The organism is Gordonia sp. i37 (assembly GCF_002043085.1).
Taxonomy (GTDB): Bacteria; Actinomycetota; Actinomycetes; order Mycobacteriales; family Mycobacteriaceae; genus Gordonia; species Gordonia polyisoprenivorans.
The window spans coordinates 1-19,712 of record NZ_MVPX01000068.1; the positions used below are offsets into that span (position 1 = coordinate 1).

Below are 19,712 nucleotides of genomic sequence, written 5' to 3' on the forward strand. Positions count from 1 at the left end.
TGGTGACCGGCGCAACATCAGGTGCGCCGTCATATATCACCGAGTGGAGGCGTCACACCGTGAGCACCGAATCAGCAACGCAGGGCCTGGCCGAAGCGGCCCCCCAACCGGTCATCACGGTCACCCGGCACGACGAGATCGCCGTCATCACCCTGAACCGCCCGGACCGGCTCAACGCGTTCACCTTCGAGATGGGTGAGCAGATCCAGGTGGCCTTCGACGAGACCGACGCCGACGACTCGGTGCGCGCGGTGGTCATCACCGGCGCCGGCCGGGCGTTCTGCGCCGGCGCCGACCTCGCTGGTGGCGCAACCACATTCGAGCTCGAGGAGAAGGAGGCCGGTGAGGTGCCGCCGGATTCCGGTGGCCGGCTGACGCTGCGCATCTTCGCCTCGCTCAAGCCGGTGGTGATGGCGATCAACGGCCCGTCCGCAGGCGTCGGCGTCACCATGACCCTGCCCGCCGACGCCCGCATCGCCTCGGAGAACGCCCGCTTCGGGTTCGTGTTCACTAAGCGCGGACTGGTGCCCGAGGCGGCGTCCACCTGGTTCCTGCCGCGCCTGGTCGGGCTGCCGACCGCGCTGCGCTGGACGTTGGGGGCGCAGATGGTCGGCGCCGCAGAGGCGCTCGAGGCCGGTCTGGTGCAGCAGGTCGTCGCTCCCGATGAGGTTCTCGACGCGGCGATCGCCGCCGCCCGGGAGATGACGTCGGGCACCGCGCCGGTATCGGTCGCGCTGACCCGGCAGTTGCTCTGGCGCATGGCCGGGGCGCCGAGCCCGCTCGACGCCCATCACGCGGACTCCGCGGCGATCTACGCGCGGGGTCGGATGCCCGACGTCGCCGAGGGGGTGACGTCGTTTCTGGAGAAGCGTGAACCGACCTTCACCGATTCGGTGGCGACTGATCTGCCCGAGATCTTCTCCTGAAATCGCCCGAAAGCGGCTTTTTCGCAGGCCACGTGGGCAATTCAACACGGGGCGTTGACGCTTCCCGTCATCGCGGTGTGTGAAACTGTACGACGATGTCTCGAGCACTTTTCGGCCGTGTCGCCACGGCCGTCGCCGCGTTGGTCGCCGCCGCCGTCGTCGTACTCCCCGGGAGTGCGAGCGTGCCGTCGGCGGCTGAGTCGACGACGGTGCAGACCGCCGCGCAGCGCCAGCCCGAGACCTCCCTCTCGTCTGCCGCCGCGCCGCAGAAGTATGTGGCGTTGGGTAGCTCCTATGCCGCAGGCCCGGGCGGGCTGGACTCGATCGGCAACCGGTGCCTGCGCACCATGGACAACTATCCGCACCAGGTCGCCCAGGCCATGAACATGAGCCTGGTCGACGCGACGTGTTCGGGGGCGACGACCGAGAACATCCTGGACCGTCCGCAGCGGTTCGTGAAGCAACCCCAGATCGACGCCGTCACCCCGGGCACGGCGTTGGTGACGATCACCACCGGCGGAAACGACATCGGTTACGTGCAGCGCCTGATCGCCATGGGCTGCAAGAACTCTGTCGCCGACCCGGTGAAGAAGATCGCCGAGCGGGTGTGCGGACACGGCCGACCGATCTCTCCCGAACCCGGATTCGAACGGTATGCAGCCGTCGAGCAGAAAATGATCGAAACGGTGTTCGCCGTCCGGATGCGCGCCCCCGCGGCGCGGATCGTCCTCGTCGACTATCCACCGGTGGTGGTCGCAGGCGGCCCGATCTGTCCCAAACTCGCACTCACGCCGGAGGAGATCGAGTCGACCATCCGGGTATATGACGCGCTTGCCCAGGTGACCGCCGAAGCCGCGCAGATCTCGGGTGCCGAGCTCGTCACCACCGGTCCGCTCGGTGCCGAGCACACCGTGTGCTCACCCGACCCGTGGCTGCGCGGATTCGAGCTCCCGGTGCCGTATCACCCGAACGCCTCCGGCAAGGCCGGCGTCGCCCGCCTCATCGTCGACGCGCTGCGTCGGTGATGTGCTGACGCGCGGCGTCGGTGATTCGCTGCGCTGACGCGCTGCGTCGGTGATTCTTCGACGCGCTGCGTCGGCTGATCACACCGCTTCTTCGACGTACTCCGCGTCGCGGTGGCGGATCTGGTGCCAGTAGACGATCGCCATCGAGAACACCAGGAAGGCGCCGGTCGCGGCGATCAGATTGCCCGCCCACCAGCCGAAGCCGAGGCGGACGATCAGGCCGACGATGATGGCGGCGAGTCCGACGAGCGCGGACCGTCCGGCGTTCTGGGAACGCCAGTCGATGCGATTGCGTCCGGTGGTGATGAGGCTGATCGGGCTGCGGCGCAACGTTTCCACCACGAACACGGTCAACACGACGGTGGCGAGGTAGGCCAGGATCACGCGCGGCAGGGCGTGGATGCGTTCGTCGGCGATCTGTGGCAGCAGGGCATAGATCGCGAGGACATGTGCGAGATAGATGGCGAAGGAGCGATCGGCGGCGGTCTTCATGAACCGGTCGGGGATCGAGCCGGGGTGGCGGCGTTCCTGCCAGAGCGTGCCGAGGCCGTACAGGATCACGATGATCGCGATGAATGCCCACATGTTGTGGAGCATGAAGACGTTGGTCGCCCGGAACAGGTCCTCGCCGCGGTCGACGATGTAGAGGTAGTAGAGCCAGGTCGCGATGATCACCACGACGCCGACACCGATGAGCTGCCAGCGCCACCGTTTGATGAAGGCCTGGAAGGCCTCGTAGTGCATGGCCGACACACAGCCCGCGAGGATGAAGAATTGGTAGGGGAAGATCGTCACCACCAGGTGGCTCCAGATCTCGCCCTGGATACCCCAGGTGAAGAACGAGATGGGTGAGCGCACCATCGCGTACATCATCACCATCTGGAAGATGAAGCTCACGGCGAGCAGGTAGCGGTGAAAACCCCAGGTGCGCCGAAGAATCCACAGCATCAGCGGGAACACCAGATAGATCTGCATGCTCACCGACAGGAAGTACAGGTGGTAGGCGGCGTTTCCGGTGATGAGGTCGTAGACGATCGATTTCACCGAGCGCTCGGCGGCGTCGAGACTGTTCCAGGCGTTGGCGATCGCGTCGACGCCACCGAAGTGATAGCGGACGTAGAACCAGTAGAACAGGCTCCACACGAGGAAGGGCAGGCCGATCAGCTTGTAACGCCGCTTCCAGAACGGAATCGCCTTGAGCTCGCGGTTGCGGTACTGGTAGCCGAGGACGAAGCCGGTCAGGGCGAAGAAGCTGTAGCGGGTGTAGCGGAGGAAGACCTCGACGGCGCCTGCGGCGACACTGGTCGGGGCGGTGACGCTGAGCATCACGTGGTCGAGGATCACCGCACCGAAGGTCACCAGTCGGACGAGGTCGATCTGGTAGAGGTGTTTGTCGCGTTTCGCGGGCTTGGCGGCCGGTTCGGCGCCGGAGTCCGTCGGGGTGACGTCGCCTGCGACGGGGTCGGGGACGGTCACCGGATCGGTGTCCGGACGTTTCGCGGACGCCGGGGTACCGGTCGATGGCTGTTCGGTAACGATCGGAAGACCTCCGTCCAATTCTTCGCACGTCGCAGAGGGTGAGGCTACTCCCTGTTGCTGAAAGTTCCGAAGTCGGCCCGGGAGGCCATCGGAGGCGTTCACACCGACTGCTCGGGGGCGCTGCGGATGCCGCGTGGTGGCCGATGTCACGTGCTTGGATGTCATCGTGGCACCAAAACCGCAGGAAGACGGGGACCTCGATGCGGGTGTTTCCTCCGGAGGTGATGCCGCGGGTCGAGCGGCGACACCCACCCTGGGGGACGTGACATATCCCACTGTCGGCGGGGGACGCAGTCGCCTCCGAACGACCGGCGCGGCGCTGCTGACCGTGGTGTCGGTGGTGCTGGTGGTGTTGACGCTGCTTGTCGGCTATCTGCGGTCCGAGGTGCTCGACACCGACGGCTACGTGGCGATGGTGGCACCGCTGGCATCCGAGCCGGCGATCCGGGCAGAGGTCACCGATGCTCTCGTGACGGTGATCGACGATCACGTCGACATCGCGGCACTGAGCGCCGAGGCGTTCTCGGCGCTGACGCCCGGCACCGGTACGCGAGCGGCGCAGGTGCTCTCACCGCTGATCGCGGCGCAACTCCAGTCCTACCTGCACGACACGGTCGAGCGCTTCGTGTCCTCGTCGGCGTTCGCGACCGCGTGGACGACCGCCAATCGTGCCGCGCACGCCACCCTCGATCGGCTTCTCGCCGGCGACACCGGAATCGTCGCGATCGATCTGGCCCCGATGGTCGCCCGGATCCGACAGCGATTGATCGACGACGGATTCACCGCCGCCGAGCAGATTCCGGCGATTCATCATCAGGTCGTCCTGTGGCAGTCCGACGCACTGCGCCGCGCTCAACGCGCGGTGTCCGCATTGAACACCGCGGCGCTGGTCCTGCCCTGGCTGACCGCGCTGGCGATCATCGCGACGATCGGTGTCGCTGCTCCGACCCGCCGGTGGCGAGCGGTGATGGGGCTGGGCCTGGGCATCACCACGGTGATGCTGCTGCTCGCCGTCGCATCGGTGGTGGCCCGCGGCCGGTATCTCGATGCCGTTCCCGCCGACGTCATCACGCCGGACGCGGCCCGCGCGGTGTTCGACACCGTGGTGGCACCACTGCGTACGCGCATCTGGGTGGTCGCCGTCGTCGGTGCCGTGCCCGCGGTGCTCGCCGTCGTCGCCGAGCGTCGCGGGTGGCCGTCAGGTCGTCGATTCCATCCGCGGTAGGTGCGGCGCGCGGCGGCGATGGATGGCCAGGCCGATGGCCGCGGCGACGAAACACGAGGCAGCGCCGACGGCGAGGCCGGCCCGCGGCCCGGACGCCTCGCTGATCCACCCGATCAGCGGTCCGCCGATCGGCGTCGACCCCATGAACGCCACCGACCACAACGACATCACCCGGCCACGCATCTGCGGGTCCGAATTCAGTTGCAGCGTCGCGTTTCCGGTCGACATGAACGACACGCTGAGCCAGCCGACGAAGAACAGGGCGACGATCGCCATCCACAGGTGCGGGACCGCAGCGGTCACCGCGATGGTGATGCCGAACCCGATGGCGGCCAGGATCAACGTGCGCAAACCGGTGGTGCCACGCGCGGCCACCAGCAGACCGCCGACGACCGCGCCCACCCCCATCGCCGCCGTCATGAAGCCGAAGGCCTGGGGGCCGCCGTGAAAGGCGTCCTTGGCGGCGGCAGGCAGCGACACCTGGAACTCGTAGGCGAGGGTGCCGACCAGCGCCATCATCGTCAGCGGAACCCACAGCACGGGGCGTCCGGCGACGTAGCGGAGTCCTTCGCGCAGTTGGCCTTTGCCGCGTTTGACCGGTGTCTCCTCGGCGATCTCGGCGGTCCGCATCATCAGCAGTGACACCACCACCGCGACGAAGCTGGCCGCGTTGATCGCGAAACACCAGCCCGCGCCGACCGCGGCGAGGACCAGACCGGCCACGGCCGGGCCGACCGCCCGCGCCGCGTTGACCATCACCGAGTTCAAGGTGACCGCATTGCGGATCCGGGATTCGCCGACGATCTGGTGGATGAACGCCTGGCGGGAGGGGTTCTCGAAGGCGTTGTTCAGTCCGAGCAGCACGGCGAGGACCCCGACCTGCCACACCTGCACCCAACCGCCGAAGGTGAGGATCGCCAGTGCCGCCGCCAGCAGCCCCATCACCGACTGCAGGATGATCATCAGCTTGCGACGATCCACGCGATCGGCGATCACCCCCGCGTACGGGCCGAGGACCAGGATCGGTACGGCCTGCAGCGCGACGATCACGCCGAGCACGGTCGATGAATTGCTGAGGGTCAGGACCAGCCAGGCCTGGGCGGTGGCCTGCATCCAGGTACCGACCAGCGAGAGCGCCTGCCCACCGAAGTACAGGCGATAGTTGTGGATGTGCAGCGAGGCGAACATGCCCTCGCGCTCCTGCGCCATGTCACCCACAGTCATTTCATCCACTGTAGAACCCGCCACTGACCGCTTCCTGGGAGGTCAACCCGGGAGGTCGGCACAGGGCCAGGCCGCGACTGTATTCTATATTCTATGGTTGATCCTGCCGCTCCCGCTCCGGCGGCGCGACGCCGACGCCGTCCCCGGTTGTCCGACGAGGTCTCGGAGTACGTCCGCGAGCTCATCGTCTCCGGACAACTGCAACCCGGCGAGTTCATCCGCCCGGAAACCGTTGCCGATGAACTCGGGGTCTCGGCCACGCCCGCACGGGAGGGATTGCTGTCCTTGCAGAGCGAGGGGCTACTGCGGGTCGAACCGCGGCGCGGATTCGTCGTCGCACCCCTGAGCAGCACCGACATCGAGGACGTCTTCGCCGGGCAGGCCCTGCTGGCCGGCGAACTCGCCGCCCGCGCCACCACCCGTCTCGACGACGCGGACCTGGCCACTCTCGACCGTCTGCAGGTCGAACTCGAGGCGGCCGCCGACGCGGAGGACAACGACGAGGTCGAGCGGCTCAATCACGAATTCCACCGACTGATCTATGCCGCGGCGGGATCACCCAAGTTGTCGTGGATGATCAAGTCGTCGCTCAATTATGCTCCCCGACGGTTCTTTTCGTCGGTCGACGGCTGGCCGCAGGCATCGGCCGACGATCATCGCGACATCATCGACGCCCTGCGCCGACGCGATGAGGTCGGCGCGCGGGCGGCGATGTCGGCGCACATCGGCAAGGCCGGGCGTCTGCTCGCCGAGCATCGGCGCGACTCACGCTGAGTCCTCCGGCCCAGGGCTTTCGGTGAGGGGAGCAGACGCCAGAATCCGTTGTGCGCGTGCGACAACCGGCGGGTCCACCATGTGTCCGTCGACCGCGACCGCCGAGGAGTCGGTACCGGCCGCCGCCACGATCGAACGCGCCCAGGTGATCTCGGTGTCCGACGGCGCCAGGCACGCGTGGACCGTTGCCACCTGGGCGGGATGGATGCAGAGCTTGCCGGTCAGGCCGATCCGCGCGGCGTAGCCGACGTCGGCGACGAGTTTCTCGACGTCGCGCAGCGCCGTGGTCACCCCGTCGATGGGGGCGGCGACACCCGCCGCGGCCGATGCCGTGACGAGCATCGAACGCGCAAACAGCAGTGCCTCGTGGTCATCGGGGTCGGCACCGATCTCGACGGCGAAGTCGATGGCGCCGAAGCCCAGTCGAGCGACACCGGGTACCTGCGCGATGGCCGGCGCCGCAAGAATGCCCCGCGCGGTCTCGATGAGCGGCAGGACCGGCGCCGCGGTCGCCTGCGCCACGCGTATCACCTCGTCGGCGCTGGTCGCCTTGGCGAGCATCACCGGTGCGCCGTGTCGGGCCGCGAGTTCCACATCGGCTGTGTGCCACGGCGTTGCGGCGGCATTGATGCGCAGGACGGTGTGCTTGCCGGCTGCAAGCCAGCCGGCGATGTGCTCGCGGGCCGCGCCCTTGTCCTCCGGGGCGACCGCGTCCTCGAGGTCGATGATCACCACGTCGGCACCGGCCGCGGCGGCCTTGTCGAAACGCTCGGGCCGATTACCCGGGACGAACAGGAAGCTGCGCGCGACGCGCAGCGATGCGATGGGATCGGTGGTGTCGGTCATGCGAATTCTCCCTTGCCCGAGACGTGAACGGTGCCCTGTCCGGTGACGACGGCGAGCTCTACCGCGTCACCGTCGTCGTCCGGGGTGGCCTCGACCCGGAAGCGGTCACCGAGGAACAGTGGGCTGCGAAGCCGGAAGTCGAAGGTGCGCAGCGATTTACCGTGATGATGTGCGCGGGCTAGCTCGGCCATGTAGGTGGCCAGCAACGGTCCGTGGACGACGAGATCGGGGTAGCCCTCGACGCCCGTCGCATACGGGCGGTCGTAGTGGATGCGGTGGGCGTTGGAGGTCAGTGCCGAGTACCGGAAGAGCAGCGGCGTGTCGGGTGTCGGCTCCGCGGTCCATGGTGCGGTCGCGTCGGCGAGGTCGGGACTCGGCCGATCGAAGGGCCGCGCGTTGCCGGAATCGCTGCGATACACCAGATCCTGGTCCTCGGTGAGCACAACGGTTCCGCCCTGGCGGTATTCACTGCGGACCGTGACGAAGAGCATGTCGCCGGTACGCCCGTGCTTCTCGGTCATCGAGGCCACCGACGACACCTTCTCGGCGCGCGTGCCGAGAGCCAACGGGGCCGTGGACGAGATCCGCGCACCGGCGAACATCCGACGGCGGTCCGGGATCGGTGGCAGGAAATGGCCGTGGGCGGGGTGACCGTCGGCGCCCAGTTCCGCGGTCTGCGGCCACTCGGAGAAGAAGATCCAGTGCCAGGGCAACGGCAGGGGATCGCCGTCGGCGAAGGTTTCCGACAGTCCGAGCGTGGCGGCCAACCGCGTCGCCTGCGCCGCGTCGAGGGTGTCCACCTCGGTGATCGGTTCGGGACGCCAACCGGCGACATGGTCGCTCAGACTCGATCCGGTGGTCCCGGCCATTTGCGCTCCTCCGCTTCTCCGCCTGCACAACGACATTCCACACTATGAAACATAGTCTATAGAGTTGGTGGATGGGCCGGTGTCCCGCCCCCACTTAGGGGGGTGTTGACGGCGCTGGTGTGACGTGGATCATGCACTCATGACCAGCACCACCGCCACCGACAGCCCCTCGACGACCAACACCGAGCGATACCGCGTCGCGCGAGATCAGATGGTCCGTCTCATCGGCGACTACGAGACCGCCGTTCGTGAGTTCCGGTGGCCGGCCATCACCGGCCGGTTCAACTGGGCGATCGACTGGTTCGACGTCATCGCTCGCGGCAACGACCGCACCGCGCTCTGGTTGTGCGAGCAGGACGGCACCGAAACCAAGGTGTCGTTCGACGAGATGGCCACGCGCTCGGATCGGGTGGCGACCTGGCTGGCCGAGCTGGGCATCGGCAAGGGCGATCGCGTGATCCTGATGCTCGGCAATCAGGTCGAGTTGTGGGAGGCGATGCTCGCGGTGTGCAAGCTCGGGGCGATCGTCATGCCCACCACCGCAGCGCTGGGGCCGGCCGACCTGCGGGACCGGATCGACCGTGGTGCGGCTCGATGCGTCATCGTCAACGCCGCCGACACCGCCAAGTTCGCCGAGATCGACGGCGACTATCTGCGCATCGCGGTCGGCGACGCGGTGCCGGGCTGGCACTCCTACGGCGACTCGGCCACGGTCACCTCCGCCGGGCCGTTCGACGTCGTCACCGAGGTCGGCGATCCGATGCTCATCTACTTCACCTCCGGCACCACCAGTCGTCCCAAGCTCGTCGAGCATTCCCAGACCAGTTACGCCGTCGGCCATTTCACCACCATGGCGTGGATCGGGGTGCGCCCCGGCGACATTCACCTGGCGATCAGCTCGCCGGGTTGGGCCAAACATGCCTGGAGCTGTTTCTTCGCACCGTGGATCGCCGAGGCGACGATCTTCGTCTACAACTACGCGCGCTTCGACGCGCAGGCCCTGATGATGCAGCTGCGGCGGGCGCGTGTCACCACCTTCTGTGCGCCACCGACGGTGTGGCGCATGCTGATCCAGGCCGACCTCGGCGAGCGACCCGAGGGTATGCGAGAGCTCCTCGGTGCCGGGGAGCCGCTCAATCCCGATGTCATCCGGCAGGTCGAGAAGGCGTGGGGCCTGACCATCCGCGACGGTTTCGGGCAGACCGAGACCACCCTGCAGGTCGGGAACACGCCGGGCGCGCCGGTCAAGGCGGGGTCGATGGGCCGACCGATGCCCGGCGTCCCGGTGGTGCTGATCGATCCGATCAGCGGCGAACTCGCCGACGAGGGCGAGATCTGTCTGGACCTCGCCCAGCATCCGGTCAATCTCATGACCGGATACCTCGGCGACCCGGAACGCAACGCACTCGTCACGGCCGGCGGCTACTACCACACCGGCGATGTGGCGCAACGTGATTCCGACGGCTACATCACCTACATCGGGCGCACCGACGACGTCTTCAAGTCCTCGGACTACAAGGTCTCGCCCTTCGAGTTGGAGAGCGTGCTCATCGAGCACCCCGCCGTGGTGGAGGCGGCGGTCGTCCCGCAGCCCGACGACACCCGTCTGGCCGTGCCGAAAGCCTATGTGGCACTGGCCTCCGGGTGGGAACCCGACGAACAGACCGCACGCTCGATCCTGAAGTACTCCCGAGATCACCTCGCGCCCTATCTCAAGGTGCGCCGCGTCGAGTTCTTCGAACTGCCCAAGACCATCTCCGGCAAGATCCGCCGCGTCGAACTGCAGCAGCGGGAGGCCGCTGCGCATCGGGACAAGGAGACGATCACCACCGAATACCGGTACGAGGATCTGGTGGACTGAGCGTCGGCGGCGAGGTCAGCCGGGCCGGAACTGGTTGCGGTGCACCGATGGTGACACGCCGAACCGGGCGACGAAGTTCTGGCGGAGGGTGACCTCGCTGCCGAATCCGCACCGTTGTGCAATCAGCCCGATGTCGAGATCGGTGGTCTCGAGCAGGGTGCGGGCATGGGCGACTCGCTGGGTGGTCACCCATCGCGCGGGGGTGGTACCCGTGGCGTCGCGGAAGTGGCGCAGGAAGCTTCGTCGGCTCATCCGGGCCCGGGCCGCCAGCCCCGACACCGACAGGTCGGAATCCAGATGGCCGATCACCCATTCCAGCACTGCGCTGACCGAGGTGTCGGATTCGCTTGTGGCGAGCGGATGTTCGATGTATTGCGCTTGGCCGCCGTCGCGGTGCGGGGCCACCACCATGCGTCGGGCGACGCGGTTGGCCAGGTCGGCGCCGCACAATCGTCGCAGCAGGTGCAGGCAGGCATCCACCGATGAGACCGTGCCGGCCGAGGTGATCACGTCGCCGTGGTCGATGTAGAGAACCGAATCGTCGACCCAGCCGCAGCGCCCACGACGCTCCAGTTCGCGGGTGCCCAGCCAATGCGTCACCGCTCCACGGCCTTCGAGGAGGCCGGTGTCGGCGACGGCGATGGCCCCGAGGCACAGTCCGGCAATGATCGCACCCCGCCCGTGGGCATCGAGCAGAGCCGAGCGCACCACGTCGTCGATCTCCGGTGCCGACTCGGGCCACGACGGCACGATGACGATGTCCGCAGCAGTGGTCGCCTCGGGACCACTGATCCCGCTGAGGCGTTGGCCCATCTCGAGCTCGACATCTCCGGAGTGGGCGGCCCACAAGGTGATCGACCAGAGCGCCGGATCTCGCGCCACCACCGCGGCCTCCCGGAAGACCATTTGGGGTGCAGCGACATGAAAGAGACTGACGCCGTCGAACACATGAATCGCGACCCGCATCGGTGCACCTACTCCGTGGCACGATCTCATCGGAAATCGGCATTCGCGCCACTGTCGTGGGTCAGCGTAACGCAGCAAAGTGGGTCGGGGACGGCGAGGATGACCGTCCGCCGAGCCAGAAGGAAGGCCCGACATGACCGCACCCACCCGCGCACTCGTCGTCGTCGACGTCCAGAACGAGTACTTCGACGGTCCGATGCAGATCCAGTACCCGCCGCGCGAGGGCTCGCTGGCCAACATCACCCGCGCGATCGACGCCGCGACCGAGGGCGGATTACCCATAGTGGCTCTGCGACACACCCTTCCGGCCGACTTCCCGGTGTACGCGGAGGGCTCGCACGGCTGGCAGTTGCATCCCGACATCGAGCGGCGCATCGGGGCGGACTGGAAGGTGGCCGACAAACAGTTCGGCACCGTGTTCGCCGGCACCGGGGTCGGCGAGTGGCTCGCCGAGCGGGGCGTCGACACCATCACGATCGTCGGGTACATGACCAACAACTGTGATCTCGCGACCGCCGCCGAATCCGAGACGCGGGGTCTGAGCGCGGAGATCCTCTCCGACGCGACCGGCGCCATCCACCTCGCCAACGACGCGGGCAAGGTGTCGGCGGAGCAATTGCACAACACGCTGATGGTGCTCTACCACTCGAACTTCGCGGCCGTGGCCACGACGGATGACTGGATCACGGCGGTGAACGCCGGTGCGCCGTTGGACCGGGGCAACCTCGTCGAATCCGCGGTGGCGGGTGCGGCGGCCAACTCCTGACCTGCCAACAGCGTTGGGCGCGCGAGCATTCAGCGCCGGGCGATCCAGGTGGTTTTGAGGCCGGTGAATTTGTCGATCGCGTGGATTGACAGGTCCGCGCCGAAGCCTGATCCCTTGAAGCCGCCGAACGGTGTGCCCGGCGACAACGCGTCGACGGTGTTGATCGACACGGTGCCGGCATGCAGCGCCTCGGACACACGCAGGGCTCGGTCGAGGCTCGCCGTCCACACCGACGCGGCCAGCCCATACGGGGTGTCGTTGGCCAGTGCGACGGCTTCTTCCTCGGTGTCGAAGGGGATCATCGCGAGCAGCGGGCCGAAGATCTCGTCGGTCACCACCGGCGAGTCGACCGGCAGGTCGGTGACGACGGTCGGTTCCAGGAAGAAGCCGGTGTCGCCGATCCGGTTGCCGCCGAGGATGATCCGTCCGTCGGTGTGGGCGCGGTCGATGTAGCGCAGGACAAGGTCGAGTTGCTTGCGCGAGACCATCGCACCGGCGCTCGATGCCGGATCGAGCGGGTCGCCCGGCAGGTAGGCCGCCGCCTTGTCGATCAGTGCGGCGGCGAACTCGTCGACGATGTCACGCTGGATCAGTAGACGACTGTTGGCCGAGCACACCTCGCCCTGGTTGCCGAAGATCCCGAAACACGCCATCGCCGCGGCCTGCTCGAGATCTGCGCAATCGGCGAAGACGATGTTGGGGCTCTTGCCGCCGCATTCGAGCCACACCTGTTTCATGTTGGACTCGGCGCTGTAGGCCAGGAACTTCTTGCCCACCTCCGTCGACCCGGTGAAGGTGAGGCAGTCGACGTCGGGGTGTCGTCCCAGAGCTGCTCCGGCGGTGGCCCCGAGGCCCGGTACCACGTTGAACACTCCGGCGGGTATGCCTGCATCCAGGGCGATCTCGGCCATACGCAGTGCCGACAGAGGTGACTCCTCGGCGGGTTTGAGGACCACGGAGTTGCCTGCGGCCAGGGCTGGCGCGAGTTTCCAGGCGGCGATGTCGAGCGGGAAGTTCCACGGCACCACCGCGCCGATCACTCCCAGGGGGACACGCCGCACCATGGCGACGCTTCCGTCGGCGGTCGGCGGAAGCTCACCGGGGATCTTGTCGATGACTTCGCCGTAGTAGCGAAAGACCGCAGCCGCGCCGGGTATCTCCACGTCGAGCGAATCGGTGATGGCCTTCCCCATCTCCAGGGTGACGAGCAGCGCGAGTTCGTCGCTGTGGTCGAGCAGAAGATCGGCGAAGCGGTTGAGTACCGCGCCACGCTCGGCGGCCGACAGGCGGGACCACCGGCCGTCGTCGAAGGCCCGTCGAGCCGCCAACACCGCGGCGTCGACGTCGGCCGCGTCGCACGCGGACACGCTCACCAGCACCTCTTCGGTCGCCGGGTTGACGACGTCGAAGGTGGAGCCTGAGATCGCGGGTACCGGGTGACCGTCGATGAGTGCGTCGGTGGGCGGCTTCAGGCCGGCCGCTCGCGCGTGCCAGTCGATCGGGGTGGGTACGGAGGGTGCGGGCATGGACCCAGGATGGCCGATGTCCGCGCCGGTCGATAGATCCAGTTGAGCCGAATTATTGGATGATCTGCATCGGTTCAGCCGAAGATGGCGGCGTGGGTATTGCATCGACTCCGGTGATACAGAAGCCAGAAAGATTCTGTTTTCTCTGGGATGGCCGGTGTCGAATACTGGCCGAACAGCGATCACGATCCCAGCCAGGAGCCGACCAACCCATGACGAGCACACCAGAATCCGGCGCCCCGGGCGCCGCGCCGGCACTCGAACGCCGCACCATCGATCACATTCCGCATGACGAACGGCACGGTCGCGCCCGCGACATCTTCACCGTGTGGTTCGGCTCCAACATCATGCTCCTGACCATCATCACCGGCGCGCTCGCGACCACCGTGTTCGGTCTGCCGTTGTGGGCCGGGGCGCTCGCGGTGATCGCCGGCAACGTCGTCGGCGGTGTCGTGATGGCGTTGCACGCCGCGCAGGGTCCGCAGATGGGCGTGCCTCAGATGCTGCAGACCCGCGCCCAGTTCGGCTCGCTGGGAAGCCTTCTGGTGGTGGTGCTCGTCGTCTTCATGTACCTGGGGTTCTTCGCCTCCAACGCGGTCCTCGGTGGCAAGGCCTTCGCGGCGGTGACCGGCCTGCCGACCAACTGGGCGATCGTGATCATCGGTGCGATCAGCGTCGGTGTCACCATCATCGGCTACCGGTTGATCCACTCCATGGCTGCGGTGTTGTCGGTGGTGGCGGGTGTGGCATTGATCATCGCGTTCGTGTGGATGGTCGGGGTGCAGGGCCTGCCCAGCGGCACGTGGCATGGCGGCGGATTCGGCTGGGCCGGTTTCATGGCCACCTTCTCGGCCGCGGCACTATGGCAGATCGCTTATGCGCCCTACGTTTCCGACTACACGCGGTATCTACCCAAGGACACCGGGGTGACCACCGCGTTCTGGGCCACCTACTCCGGCTGTGTACTCGGATCGGTGCTGCCGATGCTCCTCGGTGTGGTCGTCGGTGCAGCTCTGCCCGCCGCCGACACCCTTGACGGCCTGTCGACGCTGACCCACGGCATCTCGACCGGGCTCTTCGTGATCTTCGCGGTGGGCATCAGCGTCACCAACGGGATGAACCTCTACTGTGGTGCATTGTCGACGATCACCATCGGGCAGAACATCTTTGCGTGGTGGCGTCCGCAGGCCACGAGCCGCGCGGTGATCGCCGTCGTGCTGTTCGCCATCGCGATGGCGCCTGCGCTTCTGAGTGCCGACGACTTCCTGGCCAACTACGCCAATTTCCTTTCCCTGCTGCTGTGCGTGCTGATCCCGTGGACCGCGGTCAACCTCGTCGACTATTACCTGTTGCGCCACGGTGACTACGACATCGACTCGCTGTTCGCCAAGGACGGCGGAGTCTATGGTCGCTTCAACTGGACGGCCATCACCTGTTACGTCCTGGGCATCGCGTTGCAGATCCCTTTCCTCTCGACCACCCTGTGGGTCGGTCCTATTGCTACATCGCTCGGCGGCGTGGATATTTCGTGGCTGGTGGGGCTCGCGGTGATCTGCCCCCTCTACTACGTGCTGATGCGCGCGAAGATGCCTGTGCCGTCGGCCTCGCTGGTGTCGGGGTCGGTCGCGTGATGAGCGACTACGTGGTGGTTGGCGGTGGCACCGCCGGTTGTATCGTCGCCGCACGGCTCAGCGAACGCCCCGACGTCACGGTGACGGTGCTCGAGGCCGGTCCGGACGACGAGCACGAGCCTCGTGCCCGATCGATCCGCCGGTGGGCGGAGATGATCGAGAGCGAGTACGACCAGGATTACCGCAGCATCCCGCAGGAGCGCGGGAACTCGGGAATCCGCCAGTCGCGCATGCACATTCTCGGTGGATGCTCGACCGCCAACACGATGATCACCTGGCGGCCGCTGGCCGCGGACCTCGAGGAGTGGGCCGACCTCGGCGTCGTCGGCTGGGATGTGCACACCCTCGGACGATGCTTTGATCGACTGGCCACCCCCATCACGCCGGTCGCCGAGCAGGATCGCAACCCCTACGTGGCCGACGTCGTCGCCGCGGCCGGGGAGGCGCTCGGCCTGCCTTTGCGGACGGCGTGGAACAGCGACGACGACTTCGCCTCGACGGGAGAGGGCGCCGGCTTCTTCGAGATCGGCTACGCCCCGGACACCAATCTCCGGTCATCGACGTCGGTGCACTATCTCCATGACGTCCGGTCACGCGCCAATCTGACTCTGCTGCAGAGTAGTTCGGTCTCTCGAATCCTGTTCGACGGGACACGTGCGGTGGGTGTGGTGGCAGTCGACGAGAACGGGGCCGAGTACGAGGTGCGCGCCGCAGTGGAGGTGATCGTGTGCGCCGGTGCTCTCGGATCGCCGGCTATCCTGCAGCGATCAGGGATCGGGCCTGCGGACGTGGTGGGCGCCGCCGGGGTGCCGGTGTTGCTCGACCTGCCCGGGGTGGGCGAGAACCTGATGGATCATGCCGAGGGGCTGATCGTCTGGGAGACCGATCGCGACGTGCCGTCGACCTGCGCGACCGGCTGGGACGCCGGTGCGGCGCTGCGGATCTCGGCCGACAGCCCGGCACGGCCGGACGTGTTGATGCACTTTCCGGTCGAGGCCGTTGCCGATCATGCCGTCGCCGCCGGTGCGGAACTGCCCGAGCACATCGTCTCGATCGCACCCAATGTGGCCAAGCCCCGCAGCCGCGGGCGGGTGTGGATCACCGATGCCGATCCGGCGACGCCGTCGGCCATCGACTACCGGTACTTCACCGATCAGTCCGGGGCGGACGAGGCCGTGTTGCTGGCCGGTGTTCGTGCGGCCCGTCGCATCGCCGAGACCGAGCCTATGGCGAAGTGGATTGTCCGAGAGGTATTCCCGGGCCCGGAGGTGGTCGGCGACGAGGAGCTCTCGGCCGCGCTGCGAGCGACGCACCAGACGGTCTATCACGTGTCCGGCACGTGCCGCATGGGTTGCGATGGTGACCCGCTCGCCGTCCTCGACAGCGATCTGAGGGTGCGTGGCGTGAGCGGTGTGCGGGTGGTGGATGCGTCGGTGCTGCCGACGCTGACCTCGGTCAATCCGGTCGGCACCATCATGAGCGTCGCCGAACGTGCCGCCGAACTCATTGCCGCCGAACTCATTGCGCCGGTCGGGGCGTCCTCGTCTTAACTCCCGAACAGATCCCGGCAGAGTTCGGCCACCACGGCCGCGCGGCGCGTGGGACGGGCGGCGACCGCGCTGAGCAGCACCATCGTGAGTGCCGGGGCGTCGTCGGCGATGGGGATCGCCGCGACCTCGTGTCCGTCGAGCGCCACCGGCACCGCCGACTGCAGGTTGAGCACTGTGTAGGCCAGTCCCCGTCCGACGAGCGCCCGACATGTCTCGACCGTCGTGGAGCGGTAGCGGATCGCGGGCTCCACCCCGGCGTCGCCGAAGACACGTCCGAAGTAGTCGCGACTGTGCGGTAGATCGAGCAGGGCCATCGGCTCGTCGGCGAGTTCACGCAGCCGCAACGACTTTCGCTTTGCCAACCGGTGGGTCCCCGACACGAGCACGTACGGCGGTACGGTACGCAGCGGCCACCGCTTGAGACGGGCGTCGTCGACGAGGTCGTATCCGATACCGAGTTCGAAGGTGCCGTCGGCGACGCCCTCGGCGAGATCGGCGAGGTCGACCTCGGTGGTCTGCAGATGTAGACGCGGAAGCTTTTCCGCAGCGGTGCTGAGCAATTCGGGTAAGAGGTACGGCGCCATCACCTCGAAGCAGCCGATCGACAGCGATCCGGTCAGTGAGCCGCCCAGTCCGTGCGCGATGGACCGCAGATCGGCCGCGGAGGTCAGCAGTTGCCTGCTCGCCACGAGGAGCTCCCGACCCGACGGGGTCAGGGTGATGCCCTTCGCGTGATGACGTACCAACAGCTGCACGCCGAGGGCGCCCTCGAGGTCGGTCAGGGCCGTCGACATCGCCGACTGTGAAAGATGGACGGCGGCGGCGGCTTTGGTGATACTGCCGGCCTCGGCGACCGCAACGAAGTACTCGAGTTGCCGCAGGGTGTAGTCGGCCATGTCCCGCCTCCGTTGATTCGACTGAACCGATATTAAACCAAGAAAACAACGACTGTACAGATGGGATCGCCAGACTCAGTCTTGTAGTGCACGTCATACTTTTCTCGCAATCAGGAGTTGTTTCATGGGAACTCATCCAGTAGGCCAGGACGGTCCGGATCTGCATCTGAAACGGTCGCTCCGGCGCCTCGACGTCCCGATCATGATCTTGTCGGCGCTGATCAGCCTCGACATGGTCGGTGAGATCTCGTCGTTCGGCGGCGAGACGTTCACCTGGTTGCTCGTCCTGGCACTGCTCTGGATGATCCCGTACGGGCTGGTGGCGGCCGAGTTGGGCAGCGCTTTCCCCGACGAGGGCGGCCTCTACGAATGGGTCAAGCGCGCCTTCGGCCGCCTACCCGGATCGATCGCCACCGTCATGTACTGGTCGATCAATCCGCTGTGGATCGGCGGCTCACTTGCGTTCATCAGTACCCAGGCGTGGAGCGGCTTCATTCATCCGGTGGGTTCGGGAACGCTCGGCGACTTCGCCTTCAAGATCGTCTTCGTGTGCGCCTCGGTGGGGGTGACGCTCCTGTCGATGCGACGAGCACGCGTGATCTTCCGGATCGGCACCTATCTCAAGCTCGGCCTCGCCGCGGTCTTCCTGATCACCACCGTCGTCTACGGCATCGACCACGGCTTTCACGGCATCGGTGCGGTCAGCTGGTCGCCCACGATGGCCGGATTCCTGGGACTCGTCCCGCTGCTGCTGTTCTCGCTCGTCGGGTTCGAGGTACCGAGTCAGGCGGGCGGCGAGATGGCCAACCCGCAGCGCGACGTACCGCGCGGCATCGCGCTCGGCGGGTTCGTCGGACTGGCGGTCTATGCGCTGCCCGTCCTGGCGCTGCTGCTGGTCCTTCCGGCCGAGGCGATCACCGGAATCGGCGGATTCATGGCCGCGGTGGACACTGTCTTCGGTGTCTACGGTCCGGCCGCGTCGATCCTGGTCAAGATCGCGGTCGTCGCCTTCATCATCGGACTCGGGATCACCGGCGCCACGTGGGCGGTGGCGGCCAATCGCGCTCTGGCAGTGGCGGCTTCCGACGGAGGCTTCTTCCCGTACTTCGCGCGCTTCGACGAGAAGCGCAACTCGCCGGTGCGTGTCAACGTCTTCACCGGTGTCATCGCGCTGCTGTTCATGATCGTCGGCGTCCTCTTCTCGCGGGGCGACAGCGCCGCCACCTTCACCGTCGTCCTCACCATCACCATCTCGACGTCCCTGGTCGCCTATCTGTTCGTGTTCCCGGCAGCACTGCGGCTGCGATTCACCCACGCCGACATCAACCGCCCCTATGCGATCCCCGGGGGTCGCGCGGGTCTGGCGGTGGCTGTCGCCCTGACCACGTTCTGGGCCGCGCTCGGTGTCTGGGTGGCGGTGTTCCCCGGGACCCTGGAGAACCTCATGGGTGTGCACTACGACTTCGTCGAGACCTGGGGAGTGGGTCGGTTGCGGTTCGAGGTGTTCACCCTGGGCACGCTCGCAGTGCTCGCCCTGATCGCGATCGTCGGCTACCTCCGAGGACGCGTGACCCCCTCGACGCCGGTCGGTACCGACACCCCGGCTGTCGCCGCACAGATCTCGTAGCCGGCATTCGCCGGATCATCTGTCACCGATCGATCACCCCTGAAGGAGTACCCATGAGCACCCTGCAGTCGACCACCCCGCAGATCATCTCCACCGACGACGCCGCCCGCACTGTGATGACGCTGAGCGCCTACGTCACCCCGGAGAACCTGCGCGCCGGCGACCCCGCCGAGCGCGAGGCCACCCACCTCGTCAGCGCGGACGACAAATTCGTCGTCGGCTCGTGGTCGGCACAGCCATACACCGAGTTCATCGAGTCCTATCCGGGTGACGAGTACGCGCGGGTCCTCGAGGGATCGGTCACGCTCACCGGTGACGACGGTGTGGCGCATACGATCTCCGCCGGCGAGGCGTTCACCCTGCGACGTGGCTGGCGTGGCGAGTACCGCGTGACCCAGCCGCTGCTCAAGCAGTTCGCGCTGTATCTGGGCTGACGCGGCGTCACGCCGTCGGCCCGCGCC

General features: G+C 67.1%; 17 protein-coding genes. 10 read left to right on the forward strand and 7 right to left on the reverse strand.

Annotation, left to right across the window (positions count from 1 at the left end; all coding sequences use genetic code 11):
- Nucleotides 1-59 precede the first annotated feature (59 nt).
- Together B1964_RS02615 and B1964_RS02620 are read left to right on the forward strand one after the other, a co-directional pair.
- Nucleotides 60-926 (forward strand): enoyl-CoA hydratase-related protein, encoded by an 867-nt coding sequence (locus tag B1964_RS02615; RefSeq protein ID WP_079928709.1) that lies wholly within the window; start codon nucleotides 60-62, stop codon nucleotides 924-926.
- A gap of 95 nt (nucleotides 927-1,021) precedes the next feature.
- Nucleotides 1,022-1,951 carry an SGNH/GDSL hydrolase family protein gene (locus tag B1964_RS02620; protein WP_079928691.1) on the forward strand — a complete coding sequence of 310 codons (930 nt, stop codon included), beginning with the start codon at nucleotides 1,022-1,024 and terminating at the stop codon, nucleotides 1,949-1,951.
- Between the two features lie 78 nt (nucleotides 1,952-2,029).
- Here B1964_RS02620 and B1964_RS02625 read toward each other — a convergent pair whose 3' ends face one another.
- Nucleotides 2,030-3,427 (reverse strand): acyltransferase, encoded by a 1,398-nt coding sequence (locus tag B1964_RS02625; RefSeq protein ID WP_079928710.1) that lies wholly within the window; start codon nucleotides 3,425-3,427, stop codon nucleotides 2,030-2,032.
- Nucleotides 3,428-3,752: 325 nt separating this feature from the next.
- Between B1964_RS02625 and B1964_RS02630 the strand changes: the two genes are divergently transcribed.
- On the forward strand, nucleotides 3,753-4,715 hold the full coding sequence (locus B1964_RS02630; RefSeq protein ID WP_253193860.1) for a hypothetical protein: 963 nt from the start codon (nucleotides 3,753-3,755) through the stop codon (nucleotides 4,713-4,715).
- On the opposite strand, the gene B1964_RS02635 is transcribed toward B1964_RS02630, so the two are convergent.
- Nucleotides 4,689-5,939 carry an MFS transporter gene (locus B1964_RS02635; RefSeq protein WP_210739112.1) on the reverse strand — a complete coding sequence of 417 codons (1,251 nt, stop codon included), beginning with the start codon at nucleotides 5,937-5,939 and terminating at the stop codon, nucleotides 4,689-4,691. The two genes, B1964_RS02630 and B1964_RS02635, sit on opposite strands and share 27 nt — an antisense overlap.
- 93 nt (nucleotides 5,940-6,032) lie before the next feature.
- Here B1964_RS02635 and B1964_RS02640 point away from each other — a divergent pair, with 93 nt between their 5' ends.
- Nucleotides 6,033-6,713 (forward strand): GntR family transcriptional regulator, encoded by a 681-nt coding sequence (locus B1964_RS02640; protein ID WP_079928692.1) that lies wholly within the window; start codon nucleotides 6,033-6,035, stop codon nucleotides 6,711-6,713.
- Here B1964_RS02640 and B1964_RS02645 read toward each other — a convergent pair.
- Nucleotides 6,705-7,559, reverse strand: a complete 855-nt coding sequence (locus tag B1964_RS02645) for a CoA ester lyase (RefSeq protein WP_079928693.1) — start codon at nucleotides 7,557-7,559, stop codon at nucleotides 6,705-6,707. The genes B1964_RS02640 and B1964_RS02645 overlap by 9 nt on opposite strands.
- Nucleotides 7,556-8,428, reverse strand: coding sequence for a hypothetical protein (locus B1964_RS02650; RefSeq protein ID WP_079928694.1), 873 nt, complete (start codon nucleotides 8,426-8,428; stop codon nucleotides 7,556-7,558). Before B1964_RS02650 ends, B1964_RS02645 begins: the two co-directional genes overlap by 4 nt.
- Before the next feature lie 139 nt (nucleotides 8,429-8,567).
- Between B1964_RS02650 and B1964_RS02655 the strand changes: the two genes are divergently transcribed.
- Nucleotides 8,568-10,289 (forward strand): AMP-binding protein, encoded by a 1,722-nt coding sequence (locus B1964_RS02655; protein WP_139765606.1) that lies wholly within the window; start codon nucleotides 8,568-8,570, stop codon nucleotides 10,287-10,289.
- Nucleotides 10,290-10,304: 15 nt separating this feature from the next.
- Here the strand turns inward: B1964_RS02655 and B1964_RS02660 are convergent, their stop codons facing one another.
- Nucleotides 10,305-11,255, reverse strand: coding sequence for a helix-turn-helix domain-containing protein (locus B1964_RS02660; protein WP_079928696.1), 951 nt, complete (start codon nucleotides 11,253-11,255; stop codon nucleotides 10,305-10,307).
- Nucleotides 11,256-11,388: 133 nt separating this feature from the next.
- Between B1964_RS02660 and B1964_RS02665 the strand changes: the two genes are divergently transcribed.
- Nucleotides 11,389-12,021, forward strand: coding sequence for an isochorismatase family protein (locus B1964_RS02665; RefSeq protein WP_079928697.1), 633 nt, complete (start codon nucleotides 11,389-11,391; stop codon nucleotides 12,019-12,021).
- 29 nt (nucleotides 12,022-12,050) lie between these two features.
- On the opposite strand, the gene B1964_RS02670 is transcribed toward B1964_RS02665, so the two are convergent.
- The gene (locus B1964_RS02670; protein ID WP_079928698.1) at nucleotides 12,051-13,547 is read right to left on the reverse strand and encodes an aldehyde dehydrogenase family protein; all 1,497 of its coding nucleotides are present in this window, start codon (nucleotides 13,545-13,547) and stop codon (nucleotides 12,051-12,053) included.
- A gap of 212 nt (nucleotides 13,548-13,759) precedes the next feature.
- Here B1964_RS02670 and B1964_RS02675 point away from each other — a divergent pair, with 212 nt between their 5' ends.
- Together B1964_RS02675 and B1964_RS02680 are read left to right on the forward strand one after the other, a co-directional pair.
- Nucleotides 13,760-15,178, forward strand: coding sequence for a cytosine permease (locus B1964_RS02675; protein ID WP_079928699.1), 1,419 nt, complete (start codon nucleotides 13,760-13,762; stop codon nucleotides 15,176-15,178).
- A complete protein-coding gene (locus B1964_RS02680) occupies nucleotides 15,178-16,728 on the forward strand; it encodes an FAD-dependent oxidoreductase (protein ID WP_079928700.1) in 1,551 nt (516 codons plus the stop codon). The genes B1964_RS02675 and B1964_RS02680 overlap by 1 nt, the downstream gene beginning before the upstream one ends.
- Here B1964_RS02680 and B1964_RS02685 read toward each other — a convergent pair.
- The gene (locus B1964_RS02685; RefSeq protein ID WP_079928701.1) at nucleotides 16,725-17,624 is read right to left on the reverse strand and encodes a LysR family transcriptional regulator; all 900 of its coding nucleotides are present in this window, start codon (nucleotides 17,622-17,624) and stop codon (nucleotides 16,725-16,727) included. The genes B1964_RS02680 and B1964_RS02685 overlap by 4 nt on opposite strands.
- Nucleotides 17,625-17,748: 124 nt before the next feature.
- On the opposite strand from B1964_RS02685, the gene B1964_RS02690 reads away from it, so the two are divergent.
- Both B1964_RS02690 and B1964_RS02695 read left to right on the forward strand, forming a co-directional pair.
- Nucleotides 17,749-19,251 carry an APC family permease gene (locus B1964_RS02690; RefSeq protein ID WP_079928702.1) on the forward strand — a complete coding sequence of 501 codons (1,503 nt, stop codon included), beginning with the start codon at nucleotides 17,749-17,751 and terminating at the stop codon, nucleotides 19,249-19,251.
- A gap of 53 nt (nucleotides 19,252-19,304) precedes the next feature.
- Nucleotides 19,305-19,685: a cupin domain-containing protein gene (locus tag B1964_RS02695; protein ID WP_253193861.1), complete on the forward strand. Its 381-nt coding sequence runs from the start codon at nucleotides 19,305-19,307 to the stop codon at nucleotides 19,683-19,685.
- Nucleotides 19,686-19,712 lie beyond the last annotated feature (27 nt).